This window comes from Leisingera sp. ANG-M1 (genome assembly GCF_000813745.1).
Lineage (GTDB): Bacteria > Pseudomonadota > Alphaproteobacteria > Rhodobacterales > Rhodobacteraceae > Leisingera.
On sequence record NZ_JWLC01000021.1, the window covers coordinates 191,129 to 208,480 of the forward strand.

10 protein-coding genes are annotated in these 17,352 nt (G+C 56.4%); 5 read left to right on the forward strand and 5 right to left on the reverse strand.

Annotated elements, in window-relative coordinates; translation table 11 throughout:
* Positions 1-139: 139 nt before the first annotated feature.
* The 5 genes from RA19_RS18570 to RA19_RS18590 all read right to left on the reverse strand — a co-directional run bounded on the left by RA19_RS18570 (position 140) and on the right by RA19_RS18590 (position 6,063).
* A complete protein-coding gene (locus tag RA19_RS18570) occupies positions 140-1,654 on the reverse strand; it encodes a tripartite tricarboxylate transporter permease (RefSeq protein ID WP_039165341.1) in 1,515 nt (504 codons plus the stop codon).
* Positions 1,651-2,133, reverse strand: a complete 483-nt coding sequence (locus RA19_RS18575) for a tripartite tricarboxylate transporter TctB family protein (RefSeq protein WP_039165343.1) — start codon at positions 2,131-2,133, stop codon at positions 1,651-1,653. The genes RA19_RS18570 and RA19_RS18575 overlap by 4 nt, the downstream gene beginning before the upstream one ends.
* A 71-nt stretch (positions 2,134-2,204) precedes the next feature.
* On the reverse strand, positions 2,205-3,182 hold the full coding sequence (locus tag RA19_RS18580) for a Bug family tripartite tricarboxylate transporter substrate binding protein (RefSeq protein WP_039165346.1): 978 nt from the start codon (positions 3,180-3,182) through the stop codon (positions 2,205-2,207).
* Positions 3,183-3,343: 161 nt separating this feature from the next.
* A complete protein-coding gene (locus RA19_RS18585) occupies positions 3,344-5,320 on the reverse strand; it encodes a metallophosphoesterase family protein (RefSeq protein WP_052261919.1) in 1,977 nt (658 codons plus the stop codon).
* Positions 5,317-6,063: a GntR family transcriptional regulator gene (locus tag RA19_RS18590; protein ID WP_052261920.1), complete on the reverse strand. Its 747-nt coding sequence runs from the start codon at positions 6,061-6,063 to the stop codon at positions 5,317-5,319. The genes RA19_RS18585 and RA19_RS18590 overlap by 4 nt, the downstream gene beginning before the upstream one ends.
* Before the next feature lie 806 nt (positions 6,064-6,869).
* On the opposite strand from RA19_RS18590, the gene RA19_RS18595 reads away from it, so the two are divergent.
* From RA19_RS18595 to RA19_RS18615, 5 genes are all read left to right on the forward strand, one after another.
* Positions 6,870-10,226 carry an AAA family ATPase gene (locus tag RA19_RS18595; protein ID WP_039165347.1) on the forward strand — a complete coding sequence of 1,119 codons (3,357 nt, stop codon included), beginning with the start codon at positions 6,870-6,872 and terminating at the stop codon, positions 10,224-10,226.
* A gap of 566 nt (positions 10,227-10,792) precedes the next feature.
* Positions 10,793-12,331: an MFS transporter gene (locus RA19_RS18600; RefSeq protein WP_052261921.1), complete on the forward strand. Its 1,539-nt coding sequence runs from the start codon at positions 10,793-10,795 to the stop codon at positions 12,329-12,331.
* A gap of 19 nt (positions 12,332-12,350) precedes the next feature.
* A complete protein-coding gene (locus RA19_RS18605) occupies positions 12,351-12,890 on the forward strand; it encodes a TetR/AcrR family transcriptional regulator (protein WP_039165350.1) in 540 nt (179 codons plus the stop codon).
* A 230-nt stretch (positions 12,891-13,120) separates the two neighbouring features.
* Positions 13,121-14,227: an efflux RND transporter periplasmic adaptor subunit gene (locus tag RA19_RS18610; protein WP_039165352.1), complete on the forward strand. Its 1,107-nt coding sequence runs from the start codon at positions 13,121-13,123 to the stop codon at positions 14,225-14,227.
* A gap of 11 nt (positions 14,228-14,238) precedes the next feature.
* The gene (locus RA19_RS18615; protein ID WP_052261923.1) at positions 14,239-17,310 is read left to right on the forward strand and encodes an efflux RND transporter permease subunit; all 3,072 of its coding nucleotides are present in this window, start codon (positions 14,239-14,241) and stop codon (positions 17,308-17,310) included.
* Positions 17,311-17,352 lie beyond the last annotated feature (42 nt).

Here is a 17,352-nt window from a genome sequence, read left to right on the forward strand (position 1 = left end):
GGCCGGACCTGCCGTGGTCATTGGGATTACGTCATGCCTTGTTCCGCCAGGTCCAGTGATGATGAAATGGGCCGATCAACAAGTTAGCGGCCCATACCTGTGACATTGTGCGTGTGAGAGCCCAGAGCTGTGTTCAGCACTAGCCCTCTTCGGTCACGGCCTTTTGGACAGCGTTCCGGCCGGCCTTTATGCCCGCGCGAACAATTGCGGTTACCGTCAGTGCCGTCAGCCCCCAGAACACCCAGGTGATCGGGCTGCTAACCAGGATCCAGGGCGATCCGCCGGACATCAGCATCGCCTGCCGGAAATTGTCCTCCAGCATCGGTCCCAGGATATAAGCGATCAGGAAAGGTGCCGCCGGAATGTCGTTGCGCAGCATGACAAAGCCCAAGGCGCCCATAGCAAACATCACGCCGACGTCGAAGATGTTGTTATTGACCGCAAATACACCGTAGACGCACAGCACCAGAATACTGGGAAAGAGGATCGAGCGCGGAACGTCTGCCACGAATTTGAAGACTCTGATCGCAGCGGACCCGATGAAGAACAGGAAAACCGAAGAGACGATCAGCCCGATGAACAGCCCATAGATCAAATCGGCATTAGTCACGAACATCATAGGCCCCGGCTGAAGCCCATGGATCATAAACGCACCGATGATGATCGCAGTGATCACATCGCCGGGAATGCCCAACGAGAGCAAAGGGATCAGCGTAGCGCCTGCTACGCCGTTGTTGCCCGCTTCCGCGGCTGCCACCCCTTCGATCTCACCCTTGCCGAAATTCTCCTTCTTGGGGGATTTGCGGCGCGCTTCACTGTAGGACAGAAAGGCGGACGGGGCCGCTCCAATCCCGGGGATGGAACCGAGCACAACACCAATGACACTGCCGCGCACGATGGATTTGAAGCTGCGTTTGTATTCCGCAAACGTCACCCAATTCTTGCCAAGACCCCGGGTCCTGTCATGGGCGTCACCGGGTTTCCAGACAACGGACAGGATCTCGGGGATTGCGAACAGGCCGATCAGAACCGCGATGAAGTTCAACCCACCCATCAGGTTTGGGTCTCCGAAGGTAAAGCGGTTGGTGCCATAGACCAGATCAAGCCCAACAGTGGCGAGCAAAAGGCCCATGACAGCGGAAAAGGCGCCCCGCAGCATGCTTTTGCCGGACACGCCCGAGATGATGGTGAGGGAGAACAGGATGAGCGTGAAAAATTCCGGCGGCCGGAAACTCAGCGCAAATGAGGCGAGAAATCCGGCAAACAGAATGAGCGACAGATTGGAGATCAGATCTGCGGTGCAGGAAGCCCATAGCGCCATCCCCAAGGCCCGCCCGGCCTCGCCCTTTTCTGCCATCGGATACCCGTCCATGACGGTGGCACTGGAGGCAGGCGTGCCCGGGGTCTTGATCAGGATCGCGGGGATGGAGCCGCCAAAGACGCCGCCCTTGTAGACGCCAAGCAGCAGCAGAATGCCGGTGATAGGAGTCATCGCAAAGGTAAACGGCAAGGTCAGGGCAACGGTCATCGTAACCGACATGCCGGGAACGGCACCACCAATTGTTCCAATGATGACCCCGATAAACAGGGACAAAAAGGCCTCGAAATTTGCGACGAGCCCCAAACCCGCCACCAGATTGTCAAAGATACTCACGGCAGCCTCACAAATTCACCCTGCGGTATGGCCACACCCGCGACATGCGCGAAAAAGCCGTACAGCACCACAGGGAACAGAACCGCGCACACAAGCGCGAGTTTCGGATAGTCGGATTTCAACAGAAACGCAGTCGCCGCAAAAGCCAGGACCGAGGCCCAAACCATGCCCAGCACCGGCAGAGCCCAGACATAAGCAATGGCGATCAGCGAGAAGAAAAAGACACGCGCAAAGGCGCCCGACACCTCGCCTTCGTCTTCGTTGAACCGTTCGTTTGAATGTAGCCCTACCCAGATCAGCCCAAGCCCAGCAAGTACACACAAGCCGGCAAGCGTGTAGGGCCAGAACAACGGCGAAAGGACTATATTGGGCACGTTGGCCGGTGTGGCGACCCATCTTGGAATGGCAATAAAGGATAGGATTCCCCCTAGACCGGCCGCAAATATGCCCATCACAGATTGTCGATGAAGTTTGATCATGCTTCCTCCTCCGATTGGATTTGCGGATCTTCGCGCCGACCTGTTCCAGCCGGCGCGCAGATCCGCACAGCTCAACCTTCGATACGCATGCCGAGCTCGTCGACCAGAGTCCGGAAAGTGTCATACTGACCGCGAATGAAGGCATTTGCCTCTTCCGGCGACATCAGCTTGATGATCGAGCCGCGCGCCTCCATGCGCTCGCGGAACTGGGCGTCCTGGGTTGCATCAGCCATCCAATCGCTCCACTTTGCAGCAACATCGTCCGGCAGGTCGTCGGGCGAAGCAATTCCGGTCCAGCCGACCAGTTGGTGCAGAGAAGGCCTGCCCAGTTCTGCAGCTGAGGGTGCATCGAAGCCCTCAACGCGGTTTTCGGTAGTCACCATCAGGGGAATCAATTGGCCGCCGGTCACAAAGCTGGCGACAGCCGAAGAGTTGGTGCACAGGAAGGTTGCGGTGCCATTCAGAATTGCGGTCGCTGCCGCACCGCCGCTTTTCTGTGGAATGTGGGTAGCAGCAGACAGCGGATCCTGGATCCCGAACTCCCGCATGATCATCACGGCCGAAAGCTGATGAAGCGACCCGACGCCTGCCGAACTGTAGCTGATGCCGCCGTCGCCAATCTTGGCGATAAGTTCCTCCATTGAGGTGATGCCGCTGCGCGGGCTGGTGACACAAACAATCGGGTTGATTTCGTAAACCGCCACAAACCGGAAATCATCCAGCGTATAGGGCAGTGTGGCCTTCATCGCCGGGCTGACCGAATGCGTGCCGACGCGGGCGAACAGCATCGTGTAGCCGTCGCCGGTTGCGTTTTGCACCGCCACTGATCCAGTCGCACCGCCGGCGCCGGCAATATTGGACATGACCAGCGGTTGCCCAACCGCTTTGCCAAGCGGTTCGGAAATAGTGCGCGCCGAAATATCAGTTGCCCCGCCTGCGCCATAGGGAATGACCATGTTGACCGGGCGGTCCGGATATTCTGCCAGGGCGCTACCCGCAGCCAAGCCTAAGGTCAAAGCGCTCGCAAGACCGAGTGTTGAAAGTTTCATGATTTCCTCCCTTTGGTGTTGTGACGGCAATAGCCGACCGGTCCGGGCACTTTCGTGCCCGGATGAATGGCGAGGCAGCCAAACCTTTGCCCGCCTCACTGATTTTGAATGCGCCTGGCCCGCGCCCCGGTCTCCTCTCCGGGGATCAGACCAGTACCGGCCTACGCGCTGCCTTCCAGCAGGATCAGCTCCGCGTTTGCAGCCGGTGTTTCATCGCCGCACAAACCGGTACGTCCGGTTCGCGGGCAGATCCATGTGCCGCTGAGGCCCACAGTTTCGGATTGGTGGGCAATTCGCAGTGTCTTGCCCGAGCCCTTCTGCACCAGAAGCCCTGCTTCCGCTGCATTCCAAGTGCCTTCGCTGGTCTGCCCGGCAATCGCCGAGATAACCTGCGACGCAAGCCGCGGGTTGAACCGCCGGTCCACCAGGCCGGTCCGGGTGAAATAGCCACGGTCCGCGTCATCCAGCGTGTCGAGGATCACATCAACGCCAGTACCGATACCTGCCATGACAGCATCGGCAAAGCGTTTGGTATTGGCAATTTCGTCAGACTGGGTCTGGGCCGGGCTGGCCTCAGTGGATTTGATATAGAGCACTGTTTTGACACCGGCCTCCTTGCTGAACCCTGACAGCGCGCCGGAAGCCTGCCAGGGGCAGTCAGATCGGGTTGCGGTAAACTGAATGCCGTCCACCAGGTCCGGGTTTGCCGTCAAAAACACTTTCAGCTCGTCGCATTCTGCGGTGGTGAAGCCGTGGCTAATCAGGTGGTTGAATTTACCGCCAGAATGTTTGGCACCGTCTTTCCTGTTGACCCGGGACAACACAATACGCAGGCCAGCCTTTTCCTTCAAAGCCCGGATCTCCCCGGTCAATGACGGAACCTCATCCCAGCCAAGCACCAGTTCCAGCTGCTCCACCAGCACGGCGTGATCCGCAAGAACCTGGGTCTCTTCCGCAGTGGGCATGCCGTAAAGGTAGACTTGGAATGTGTTGCCCGCTGCGGCCATCAGCTCCATGCGGCGTCGTGTTTTCGGGTGCATAATGTCCTGCAGCGGCACCCGCAGTCCGCGCACCCCCATTTCCCAAAGCGCCATCACCGGATAGTCGTTGCGGGCAATTTTGCGCTGAAACTCATCCACCGCGCCTGAAGGCGACACCGTCATCTCTTCTGCCCAGGCATGGCGCATGTCGACATAGATGTTGTCCAGACGGCTGGTTTTAACGTGCGGCCGGCCAACAACTGAATCTTCCAGAGAAGAGCCATCTGCCAGATTTGCGCCGTAGCTGCGGTGGTAATGCGCAACGTGACCTTTTTCGTGCACATCCAGCGTCAGATACCCCAGTTTTGCAGAGTCGTTGCGTCCCTGCTGGTCGCCGCCGTCGATCCTGTACATTTCCGAGTAGTCATGACGGACAAAGCAGGTCGAAGGAGTCACATAGTATTCGCTGTCGCCGATATGATCATACCAGAAGTTATGGACATGGGCGGTGAAAACGGCCTCAGGCTTGTACATACGGATCAGGTTCAGCAACCAGCTCCGGCCCGGCTCGCCAATATTGTCGTAGCTTTCCGGCTCATTCTCGCTGGTGATATAGATCGGGTAGTGGCTGAACAGGAACATACGCTCACCCTGATGCGCAGCCAAAAAGCCTTCAAGCCAGGCTTTCTGCTCCTCCTCGGCCGGATCACCCGAATTGATCAGAGGAGAGTTGATGACGATGAAGTGGCACCCTGCATGCGTGATTGCATAGTAGTCCTTGCCAAAATGCTTGCGGTACAGCTCGATATATTCGCCGCATACCATGCCAGCAGGCATCCAGCTGACAGGTTTGTCGCCGATATCGTGATTGCCAGGCACCATATGCAGCGGCATCTTTAGATCTTCGGCCAGGCCTTGGAAATTTTCCGCAGCATCCACATAGCTGGGCAACTCGGGAACCGGGTTGATCATGTCTCCCAGATGCACAACAAAAGCCGGGTTGATTTCGTTCACCTGTGCAAAGACATGGCGCGCGCGCGGGTTGGCTTCGGCATTTGCCGGGTAGGGCGAGGCCGAGGAATCCTCGCGTTCGTTCACGTGCGTGTCCGAAATGATCGCGACTTTGAATAGGATGTCGCCGACTGGTCTCTTGCTCATTTTGGGGGCTCCTGGATGTCGAATTCAAGATTGACGAAATCGCCGCGGTACTTGGTCTGACCAACGTAGATGGCGTTTCCGTCGGTATCGGTTATGACCCGCAGAACGTCGCCGATTGCGGCATTTACAGGCAATCCAAGCAGCTCTGCGGTCTCCACGTCTGCGGTGGTGAATGAGATACGCTGCTGCATGCGTGCGATGCGCGCTTCGGGCATGCGCGACAGCTGCGAAATGACCATACCTTCCTCAAATGCCTTGGGTGCCAGGTCTGCAATCCGCTGGCTGAGGTAGATGTTGATCAGCGCGTATGGCAGACCGTCAAAGGTGTGAACCCGGCGCATGAAGCGGTACTCGGATTCAAGGTTTCCAAGCTTCGGATCAAGCAAAGGCGTGGCGGCCTTGTCCGCAACGGTGATGAGAGTAGGTTTCTTTCCTTCCAGGTGCTCCAGCAAGGATCCCCAGTCAGATCTCAACGTGAGGGTCGCCGCCACATTTGGTTCATCGCTTACAAAAGTGCCTTTTCCCTGGAACCGTTTTACCAGACCTTCGTTCTCCAGCACTTCTATCGCCTGGCGCACGGTGATTATCGACACTCCCTGGCTATCAGCCAGAGCCGAAATTGTCGGCAGTTTCTGGCCCGCCTTCAGAATCCCGGTAGATATCTCGCGCCTGAGAGTCGTCGCCAACTGCAGGTACAGTGGGCCGCTCGCCTTTTGCTCGCTCGTTTGTTTGGCCTTAGCCATGGCTCTCTCCCGATTGTTCTAACATTAGGTTATTATAAAGATATAATGACTTTCAATAATTTTCTTGAGCTCTGGCGGCGCCAAGGGAGCTTCCGCTAAGTCTCTGAAAGTGAGCCTATATTTACTAATCTTGAGGTTTTTGAGAACTGAGAACAGGTGTGAGTACGGTTTGGAAACCGACGAATCGTCCGTTTGTATGCACTGTTCGGAGGGCCCACGCTCCGGTAGGTTTCTGGTTCGAATGAAGGAACTCTGAAGCAAAAAAATGAAGAGCGGAGCGCCGACGTCCTGCACTCCGCCAAGGTCATGATCATCTCAGGAACGTGCTGACGTCCGACAATTTACACCCGGGATCGCGCGCCACAGCGTCATAAGTTACCTTGCCAAACGCACCATTCAGACCGTTGGCCAAGTTCGGGCCGTCGGCCAATGCCTGTTTCCAGCCCTTGCTGGCAATGGAAACCGCGCCGGAATGACCAGGTCGCGCATTTGTTACGGTTCGGGGGCAAGGTGCAGATATGTGAAAGGACTCTGACCTACACACGGCTTCCTCTTCTTCACCACACATGTGTCTGATCCGCTTCCTGCGGCAGTCGGCCTGACGATACTTCATGTAGTTGAAGATGAAGGTTTGGCCGCCCGGCCCTAACTATGGGTTCGCGACGGGAACTAACATCGCACGCTCCGGTGGCCGTATGAAACCTTGAGCCAGAGCTTGCCGCGATCCGGCCGCTATCCGAGACAGCCTTTCCTTCAGCATGTAAGCTTCCGGGTGATCCGTCAGGAAAGACAGAGGAGAAGTTGGCATGTGGGATGTTGGCAACTGGCTCGCCGCGCTTGGGCTGTCGCGCTATGAGGCCGCGTTTCGCGAGAACGACATTGACTTGGAGGTTGTCTCAAGACTCACATCTGACGATTTGCGTGAACTTGGGGTGTCTTCGGTTGGGCATCGTCGAAAGTTGCTCAATGCAATTGATGGCATCGGCAAGAAGGCGGACACGCAGTTAGCGCCTGGACCTACAGACGCTGAGTTGGGACAGGCTCCCACCTCAGACGCCGAACGCCGACAGCTTACGGTTATGTTCGTGGATCTGGTGGGCTCCACCGAGCTTTCAGCGCGACTTGATCCGGAGGATATGAGCGCTGTGATACGCGCTTATCAGAATGCCGTTGCAGGTGAGATTGCCCGCGTGGAGGGCCACGTCGCCAAGTTTATGGGAGACGGGATACTCGCCTACTTCGGTTGGCCCCGCGCCCATGAAGATGAGCCGGAACGCGCCGTACGAGCGGCGTTGTCGATCATTGCAACGGTTTCCCGCCTTATTGGCGATGAAAAACTATTGGCCTGCCGTATCGGCGTGGCAACTGGGCTCGTCGTTGTCGGCGATCTCATCGGCGAGGGAGTAGCCCAGGAGGAAGTCGTGATTGGAGACACGCCCAATCTGGCAGCGCGGCTACAATCCGTCGCGGAGGCTGGGCAAGTGGTTGTTGCCGAGGCTACGTGTCGATTGATCGGTGACATCTTTGTTCTCAAGGCCCTTCCGCCCCAGGTGCTCAAAGGTATTGCAACTCCGATTTCGGCCTTTGTCGTGCTCGGCCAGCGGACGCTGTCCAGCCGGTTCGCGGCCCGCCAACATGGAGAGATGTCGCCGATTGTCGGGCGTGATCAGGAACTGGCCTTGCTCATAGAGCGTTGGCGCCAAGTTGAAGCGGGCGAAGGTCAGGCGATCCTGGTCACGGGAGAAGCGGGGATTGGCAAGTCCCGGATCGCTGAGGCGCTGGTCGCGTCCATTGAAGAGGTGCCGCACACACTTCTACGGTATCAGTGCTCGCCCTATCACGCTGACAGCGCTCTGCATCCTGCGATTCAACAGATTACCCAGGCTGCCGGATTTGAGGCCGAAGACAGTCTTGATCAGCGTCTAGACCGGTTGGAAGCGCTTCTAGCGTATGGTGGCGATAACGCCGCTAGCCTCTATAACACGGCGCAACTCTTCGCCGAGATGATAAATCTCGACGGGAGCAAGCGTTATGGCGAATTAACTTTTTCGCCGCAGCAACGTCGAAATCGCACACTTGCGGCAATGGTTGAACAATTGCGGGGCCTTGCGCAGCAACAACCGGTGCTTTGGTTGGTCGAAGATGTGCATTGGATAGATCCAACGACGCTGGAACTTATCGTGCTGGCGCTTGATTGTCTCGCTGATTTGCGGGTCCTGCTCGTTGTCACAGCGCGGCCAACATTTTCGGCACACCTGGCTAGTCACCCCACCATGACCCGGCTCGCACTCAACAGGCTGGCTCGTGCGGCTACGCGATCAATAATCGAACGCGTCATCGAGGGACGCAGCTTGCCGGAAAATCTGGTCGACGAGATTGCGGCACGCACAGATGGTGTTCCGTTATTTGTTGAGGAGCTGACAAAGGCCATCGTGGAAACGGGCATGCTTGGAACGACTGGAATCACCAACGACGCTGGCATTTCGCTGGATAACGTCGCTGTCCCGGCGACGCTGCATGACTCGCTGATGGCTCGGCTTGACAGGCTTCATGGCGTGAAAGAAGTCGCCCAGACGGCAGCAGTTATCGGTCGCGCATTTGACTACCAGACGCTGGCAGCATTATCCGAGCAGGACGACGCAACGCTGCAGGGAGCACTCGACAGGCTTGTCGACGCCGAGCTCGTTTTCCGCCGTAGAACCGGCGTGCATGCAACATATCTCTTCAAACATGCGCTGGTGCGTGACGCAGCTTATGAAAGCCTTCTGAGAAGTCGCCGGGTGGCGTTGCATCACCTGCTCTACGACGTCTTGGTTTCGCGTGGCGGCGCAGAACCTGAGGTTCGAGCACAACACGCGGAAGCCGCGGGTCATCGGGAAGACGCGCTGGATGCTTGGGAAGAGGCTGGGCGCGCGGCCGTTAAGCGTCCCGCTTTTCGCGAAGCCATTGCCGATTTCAATGCGGCAGTCCGACTTTGCGGTGAACTTGGGAGCGATCCGCGCTGGCGCCGCCGCGAACAGGCTATCCAGCTGGAGCTCGGTCAGGCATTGATGGCCAGTGATGGCTATCAGGGTCAGGCGACCGTGGCCGCATTCAGCCGAGCGATGGACTTGGCGGACGAGGCCGGCGATGCCACTCTACAGCTACCGGCAATCTACGGTCTTTGGGCGGCGCGGTACATCGCTGTTGGCGGTTCACCTGAATTGGCCGAGCGTTTTTCAACCGTTGCACATTCCCGGCCAGATACGGGTCCGCGCTTGATCAGTCTGCGCGCCTTGTCGTTGGAACGGTTTCACGCTGGACGATTTCGAGAAAGTCTGGCTTTGGCAGAACAATCTCTGGCTCTGTACCAGCCCGACGCCCACAACGAACTCAAGTTCAGATTTGGCCACGATCCGCGCGTTGCTGGGGGTAACTATCGCGCGTGGTGCCTTTGGCATCTCGGCTTTGCCGATCAGGCGTCGGAAGAACTTGAGAATACATTGAGTTGGGCACGTGAGATACAGCACCCTAACACGACGGGTCTCGCTCTCTGCATGGGGGCCACGCTGGTCAATCTCTGGCTTGGTCGTAACGACGCGGCCGAACAAGCCGCAAGGGAAGCGCTGAGGGTGTCGGAGGAGATGTCGCTCGCTCTCTGGCATGCGTGGGCCCTGATTCATCTGGGGGCGGCACTGCATCGACAGGGCAAAGGTTCGGGTCTCGCGGATATCGAAGCTGGCTTCGACGAGGCACGCCGCATCGGGTCGGCCCGGTTTGATCCGATGCACCGGTCTCTGGCGGCAGAGGCATATGCGAAGGTTGGCGAACACGCTGCCGCAGCGAACGCAATGACACTGGCATTTGAGGCTATGGCACAAAGCGAAGATATCTCTGCCGCCGCCGAGTTGCACCGAACCCGCGCTCAAATCAACCTTGCCGTGGACGCAAATGCCCGGGCCTTGGCAGAAACGGACCTGCACCGCGCAATCGAAATCGCAAGGCAACAAGAAGCGCTTGCCCTCGAGTTGCGAGCAGTTCGGGATCTGTCAAAGCTGCTCGATTTGCAGGGAGAGCGCCACCAAGCCGCTGATAAGCTTACGGCGATCTTAAGTAAGTTTACTGAAGGATTTGAGACGAAAGATCTCTGGGAGGCGCGCGCGCTGTTGCAGTCGTTAAGCTAGACCGCAGACTCAATCGTTGTGGTAAGCCGTACGATCCACGGCGAATTTGCAAGGCCCGCTATCCGCGCTAACTGCCGCTCTGGTGAGCCTATAAAGCGCGTGCGGCGAATGGCCGGAAGGTCCCGCGAGGCATTGCCTGGGATGAAATGCTGCACCCGGTTGCCAATGGCCGCTCTGGCGACCGCTGCAGTGCTGCGGAGGGTTGTGACGAATGTCCGTAAAGGGCCGTCCGCGCCGCCAGGTAGTTAGAATTTCGGCCTGGTGCTGCATCGCACCCGAGGTCTGGAACGAGTCCCAACTGTGAGTTTGTTTTTCTAGCGACCTTCGCACGCAGTACAGATTTTGCTGCGAGAGCGTGATGATTGGCGCCGCTCTGCGGCAGGAAAAGCTGCCGTTCAGGCGGCCTGCAGCATATCAGAAGCGATCGGCTCAAAGATCGGTACGGGCTTTGGCTGAATCTTGGCAAAGTGTGCATGTTTCGCTGACACCACGAGTTTCGCACCCCTTCTTTACTTTACAGTACGTACTGTTTAGTTGCTGCGGCATCACAACATTGGAATCGTGCTATGTCTTCAAAAAATCCCCTTCGCTGGTGGCTGCTGCTGGTCGTTTCATCCGGCCTTCTGCTGATCACCCTCGACAACTCAATCCTTTACACTGCGCTACCAACTCTGGCTCAGGATCTGGGCGCGAGCCAAAGCGAGTTGCTTTGGATCATTAACGCATACCCACTTGTAATGGCCGGACTTTTGCTGGGCGCGGGTACACTCGGTGACCGCGTTGGTCACCGGCGAATTTTTCTCATCGGCTTGGCCGTTTTCGGAACGGCAAGCACCCTAGCTGCCTTTTCTCCATCACCAGAAATCTTGATTTCTGCGAGGGGACTCTTGGCTGTTGGTGCCGCGATGATGATGCCAGCAACGCTTGCGCTCATCCGTGTCACTTTCGATGATCAACGTGAACAAAACCTCGCCTATGCAATTTGGGGAATGTTGGCGATCGTAGGGTCCGCTCTTGGTCCGATCATTGGCGGCTTGTTGCTCGGCCATTTCTGGTGGGGTTCAGTATTCCTGATCAACATACCGGTTGTTGCGGCAGCCTTTGTAGGCACATTGATATTGGCTCCTCGCGTGGAACCCGATCCGTCCAAAACTTGGGATTTTGTTTCCTCTGCCCAAGCTATGGTCATGCTTGCCGGATTTGTTGTTGCGATCAAAGAACTCACGCAGGCTAAGAACATCGAATTCGGCCTGGCTGCCGTAGCTGTTTCGGTGATTGCTGCAATACTCTTTGTCCGTAGGCAGAAGCGCCTTACCTATCCGCTTCTTGACTTTTCGGTTTTCAAAAATCCCGCTCTGATGTCAGGCGTTTTGGCAGCTGCCTTTGCGCTTTTCGCAATCGCGGGCATTCAGTTGACGACGACGCAAAGATTCCAAATCGTTGAGGGCTTTACCCCGATACAAGCCGGATACCTCGTGTCGATCATCGCCATCTCCTGTATCCCACTTAGCCTGATTGGCGGTGCCTATCTGCATCGTATCGGACTGCGAATCTTGATTACCGGTGGTCTGGCAACATGCTCGGTTGCAGCTGTTATTACGGCAATCGGATTTGGGATTGGCCTGCCGTGGCTGATTTGCGGGCTGGTCATCATGGGCTTCGGTGTCGGCGCCGCCTTGTCCGTTGCGTCGACCGCAATCCTTGGAAATGCACCGATTGAGCGCGCTGGGATGGCGGGTGCCGTTGAGGAAGTCTCCTACGAGCTTGGTTCGTTGCTTGCAGTGGCACTATTGGGCAGCCTTACTGCCGCATTGTATTCATTCGGAGCGTCATTTCCGGAGGGGACACCGGCTGCTGCGAGTGACAGCATCATCGCAGCCTGGTCTATCGCAGAAGGAAGGGGTGAAGATGGGCAGGAAATCTTTGCTGAAGCTGCTCGCGCATTCGATCAGGCTTATGTAATGGTGCTTTATGTCATCGCAGGTGTTCTGGCGATTGGCGCTTTGGTGACTGCTGTGCTGCTGCGGGACTATGGTGTTGGGTCGTCGTCAACGATCCATGATTGGGGCGACGGAGATTGGGGTGACGAAGAATGGGAAAGCTAGGGACTGGAGGCTCTGATCCTTGCGAAGTAGCAAACGAGCGTTAATTCTCGACGCTATCGTTGATTTGATCGAAGAGGGCGGCATCAAGGCGATCACCTATGATGCCGTCTCTGAGAAGACACAGATTACCCGCGGTGGATTGCTCTATCATTTTCCATCGCGGGATGATCTTGTTTACGCGGTTCACGAGCAGATCAGCGAGCGGTGGAACCAGACGATGGTCGATGCACTTGAAAATGCGTCACACCCTCCATCTGCAGAAGAAAAAACCCTAGCCTATGCAAAAGGTGCCACGACCGCCAATCGTGTTGAAATGCTTCTGCTCATGGAAAGTGCCATGGATGAGGCTGTTCAGAAGCTGTGGCAGGACGTTCTTGATCGTTGGGCACCTGATATGCCCGATCCCCAGGACGACAAAGCTATGGCGTTGTTTCTGGTCCGATTGGCGGCAGATGGGCTTTGGGTCAGCGAAGCGCTTTCGTCGAAGCCATTGCCGAAGGCTGTAAAGGACGGTGTTCTTCAGCGCCTTGAGAAAATGGTTTCTGAAATTTCAGACTAGTAAGCCAATCTGGTTCGGAATGGTGGGACGCTCTCTCACTCAAAATCCAAACTCAAAAAACAGCGCACGGATGTAGTCTCGCATCCGCAATCTAATTGATTTCATAGGTACTGCAGCGAAATTTTTGCGACTGCATAACAAGTCACAGCACTTGACTTTATTTGATTATGATCGTATTTAAACGGTAACGCCAAGGGTGATGACCCTTGCCCTCATACCAAGGTAAAACCATGTCTTTCTTGCGCTCGACCGTAGTGGTCGTCGTCCTAATCGCCGTGATTGGCGGTCTGGGATTTTTCAAGTTCTCTCAGATCACGTCGGCCATTGCAGTTGCAGAGAGCTACCCCGAGCATTCCGAGTCAGTGGAGGCCATAACTGCTGCTTTCACTGCATTTGTCCCAACCTTGCAGATGTCTGGCGAGGTTGTCGTTCCGAACAGGGTTGTTCTACAGAGCCAACGCTCCGGACAAATCGTGCAAGTAGGATTCCAGCCAGGTGAGGCAGTTGAGGCCGGGCAATTGCTCGTTCAGCTCGATATCTCGGAAGAAGAGGCGCGCTTGAAAGGTGCCCGGGCTGAGGCTGAGCTGGCGCGGCTTGGCTTGGAGAGAAGCGAAAAGCTGTTACAGAGTGGCAACGCCAACAGAGCGCGCCTGGACGCAGCGCAGGCAACTTATGACATGGCTACATCCGCTGTTGCTGTGATCGAACAGTCGATCGCGGAGAAAACTATTCGCGCGCCCTTTGGTGGTTTGACTGACCCGGGCAACTTGAAAGTCGGGCAGTTTCTAACCAGCGGCAGCGAAGTCACGCAAATCACTGATCAGGGCGAAACGGTATGGGTCGATTTCCGTCTTCCACAGTTTCTTGGCACTTTGCCGGTTGGGGCAGGCATAGCGGTAAGCGCCAATCAGCATGATACCTTACAGGGCGAGGTGGTGTCTCGGGATGCCGGTATTGCCGCTGTGTCAAGGACACAACTTTATCGTGTTTCAGTCACCGGGCCCCACGAAGCTCTGGCACATGGTGCCTACGTCGAAGTAACCGTGCCGACAGGAGACATCTTGAATGTCGCGGATCTGCCAGTCACAGCGCTTCAATCGGATGCCTATGGTCAATTTGTCAACCTGTTGGAGCCAGCCGAAACCGAAGGAACCTATCGGGCGGTGCGACGAGATGTTTATGGCGTCCACTATCAAGGTGAGCGGGTTTTGATCGAGGGCGGTCTGGAACAAGGGCTTCTGATCGCCACAGACGGTTCCTTCAAATTGTATCCAGGTGTCTTGACCTATGTGGTCGATGAACTGCCTGACGCGTCATCGAACGACAACAGCTGGTAAGGAGCGGACATATGGACATTTTCATTCGCAAGCCCGTTCTCGCCATGGTTGTGGCGCTCATTCTCGGGCTGGGAGGTTTTTTTGCAGTTACAAAGGTGCCGGTCGTACAGTTCCCGGTGCTTGAAAGCGCTGCGATCGAAGTGCAAACCCATTACACCGGTGCGTCCGCAGAGGTTGTGCAAGGATTCATCACGGATCCAGTCGAAAAAGCAACCAACGCCATTCAAGGCTTGGATTTCGTGGATTCCACTACCGTTGCGGGGCAGAGCACTGTTACCGCCTGGCTCAGACTTGGAGAAGACAGCTCCCTGGCACTTGCTCAACTGTCTGCGGAGTTGAACAAGGTAAGATCGGAACTGCCGGTCGGGACCGACGACCCGGCCGTTTCAGTGAAGAGGGCCGATCGAGCGGCAGCTGCCTTCTACTTGGCGGCCTCTTCCGAATATTGGCAGCGTCATGAGATCACGGACTATATGGACCGTAATGTTTTGCCGGTCCTATCGTCTATTGATGGCGTACAGCGTGTAGGGTTGGAAGGAGGGCGCAAACCGGCTCTGCGTGTCTGGATGGATACGTCGCGCCTGGCAGCCTTCAACCTGTCTGTTGGAGACGTCATGAATGCGCTTCAAAACAATAACCTCGTGGCGGCCGTAGGAAATCTGGAAGGCGATCAACAGACACTAAACATCCTGACTAATGCCAGCTTGAAAACAGCAGAGGATTTCCGAGCGCTGGTGTTGCGTGATCTCGATGGATATCAGTTGAAACTTTCGGATGTGGCGCGAATTGAAATGGGTGAGGACACTGCGCCCGTCGATGCCCGCGATGGTCAGGAAAAGCGAGTGTTCTTGTCGATTTGGCCTCTGCCCGGTGCAAATGAAATCGCGATTGGAGACGAGCTCTATGTGCGGCTCCACGAGATTAACGCTGGCCTTCCGGCGGGACTGGAAATTTCCATCGTCTATGACAGCACCGTCTACATGCGCTCGGCCCTGACCGAAATTTTCAAGACCCTGGCTGAAACGGTGATTCTGGTTGGAATCGTGATCTTGTTCATGATGGGATCGATCCGTGTGGCTCTTGTACCGCTGGCGGCGATCCCCTTGTCAATCCTGGGGGCTGTTATTGGCATGATGGCAATGGGGTTTACACTCAACCTGTTGACCATTCTGGCAATCGTCTTGTCGGTGGGTCTTGTGGTCGACGACGCCATTGTGGTGGTGGAAAACGTGGCCCGCCACAAACGCGAGGGTAAATCGGGCATCGAAGCTGCGTTGATAAGCTCGCGTCAGCTGTTCAAACCTATCGTAGCAATGACCTTCACACTGGCAGCGGTTTTCATACCCATCGGTTTTACCGCTGGCCTTTCTGGCGCGCTTTTCCGGGAGTTCGCCTTTACCATTGCAACGGCCATCGCTGTTTCCGGCATTGTCGCTGTCGCCATTTCTCCACTGATGAGCGCTGCTCTGACGAGTGACAAAGGACAGGAAGCCTGGCTGACTCGCAAGGTGAATGCTGCCTTTGACCGGTTGGCGCGAGCCTATGGAGCACTGCTGCGACGATTGTTGAATTGGCGGGGTCAGATCCTGGCGTTCTCGCTGGTTTTCTCGATGCTTGTGGTGCCGTTCTACATGTTCTCCGCAAAAGAGCTCGCACCGGTCGAGGATCAGGGCAGCATCAACGTTGTGATCCAAGCCGCCCCAGGGAGCTCTATTGAGGCGGTCAACGAGGGAATGGACAAGCTTGTCGCATTGGGAATGTCATTGCCCGATAGCGACAGTTTTTGGCAAATCATCACCAAGGAGGGTGGCTTCGGCGGAATCGAGTTCAAAGACTTCTTCGAGCGTGAGCAGCACATCAAGGATATTCTGCCGCAGCTGTACGGCGCGCTTGCCGGTCTTGGTGAGTTGAAGGTTCTGCCTTTCCTTTCAGCATCGCTGCCGACCGCAGGTCAGTTCGACGTTGAAATGGTGGTGAAAGGGCCAGGTACCTATGAAGAAATGCAAGGGTTGGCCTATGCCTTTCTTGCTGCCGGGTTTGAAAGCGGCAAGTTCCTATACGTTGACACCGACCTGAAAACCGACCTTCCGATTGTGCAGTTGAACTACAATCACAAGCGTCTTGCAGATCTTGGTTTGACCAGCCGCTCGATCACCGAGCAGCTGTCGGCGCAACTGTCAGATCGGTATGTGAACCGGTTCGACGCTGATGGTCGCGCCTATGAGGTGATCCCCATGGCTGCTGATGAGACTCGCGCGGATCCGGCCGCTCTTGCGGCGCTGCGCATCAGGCTCAGCGACGGCACGCTTGTCCCCCTTGCAGCGCTCGCTGATATCAGCGTGACGGCGCAACCGCGTGCATTGGGTAAATTCGACCAACAGCGTGCCTTCCGTGTTACCGGTGGCGTGGTGCCCGGCACAACCAAGGCTCAGGCGCTTGCCGTTCTGGAGGCGGCTGCTATCGACATCCTGCCGCCGGGATACACGCTGGACTACGCCGGTGTATCGCGCCAGATCAAGCAGGAGGGGAATAGCCTGATTGTAACGATGGCAATGTCGCTTGCCATCGTCTACCTGGCGCTGGTGGTGCAATTCAACAGCTTCCGGCTACCGCTGATCATCCTTTTAGGCTCTGTTCCTTTGGCCTTATCAGGGGCGGTGATGATCGCGTTCCTCGGACTGACCTCGGTCAATATCTATTCCCAGATCGGAATCATCACGCTCGTGGGTCTTGTTGCCAAGAACGGCATCCTAATTACCGAGTTCGCCAGTAGCTTGATCGAACAAGGCACGGATAGGGTCACGGCAATTAACGAAGGGGCGCAATCGCGACTGCAGGCAATCCTGATGACAACAATCGCAACCATCGTCGGGCATATCCCTCTGTTGCTGGTCGAAGGCCCAGGTGCCGAGGCTCGCAACAGCATCGGGATTGTCATCGTCGCAGGGATCAGCATCGGCACGCTCTTCACACTCATCGCCCTGCCATCAATCTTCCTGCTGTTCTCTCCTAAAGAGAGTAGAAACAATACGACCACAACGACGAGCGATCCAAAAACCGTCGTTGAAATCGCAGCGCAGTAAAGCGAAAGGTGGTGGGTACCGGAATGAGAGTCAGGTGGAGCA

Bases quoted from the DNA above. Each gene is read 5' to 3' on its own strand.
- RA19_RS18575 (WP_039165343.1), bottom strand. From the start codon at position 2,133: ATGATCAAACTTCATCGACAATCTGTGATGGGCATATTTGCGGCCGGT.
- RA19_RS18580 (WP_039165346.1), bottom strand. From the start codon at position 3,182: ATGAAACTTTCAACACTCGGTCTTGCGAGCGCTTTGACCTTAGGCTTG.
- RA19_RS18585 (WP_052261919.1), bottom strand. From the start codon at position 5,320: ATGAGCAAGAGACCAGTCGGCGACATCCTATTCAAAGTCGCGATCATT.
- RA19_RS18590 (WP_052261920.1), bottom strand. From the start codon at position 6,063: ATGGCTAAGGCCAAACAAACGAGCGAGCAAAAGGCGAGCGGCCCACTG.
- RA19_RS18595 (WP_039165347.1), top strand. From the start codon at position 6,870: ATGTGGGATGTTGGCAACTGGCTCGCCGCGCTTGGGCTGTCGCGCTAT.
- RA19_RS18600 (WP_052261921.1), top strand. From the start codon at position 10,793: ATGTCTTCAAAAAATCCCCTTCGCTGGTGGCTGCTGCTGGTCGTTTCA.
- RA19_RS18610 (WP_039165352.1), top strand. From the start codon at position 13,121: ATGTCTTTCTTGCGCTCGACCGTAGTGGTCGTCGTCCTAATCGCCGTG.
- RA19_RS18615 (WP_052261923.1), top strand. From the start codon at position 14,239: ATGGACATTTTCATTCGCAAGCCCGTTCTCGCCATGGTTGTGGCGCTC.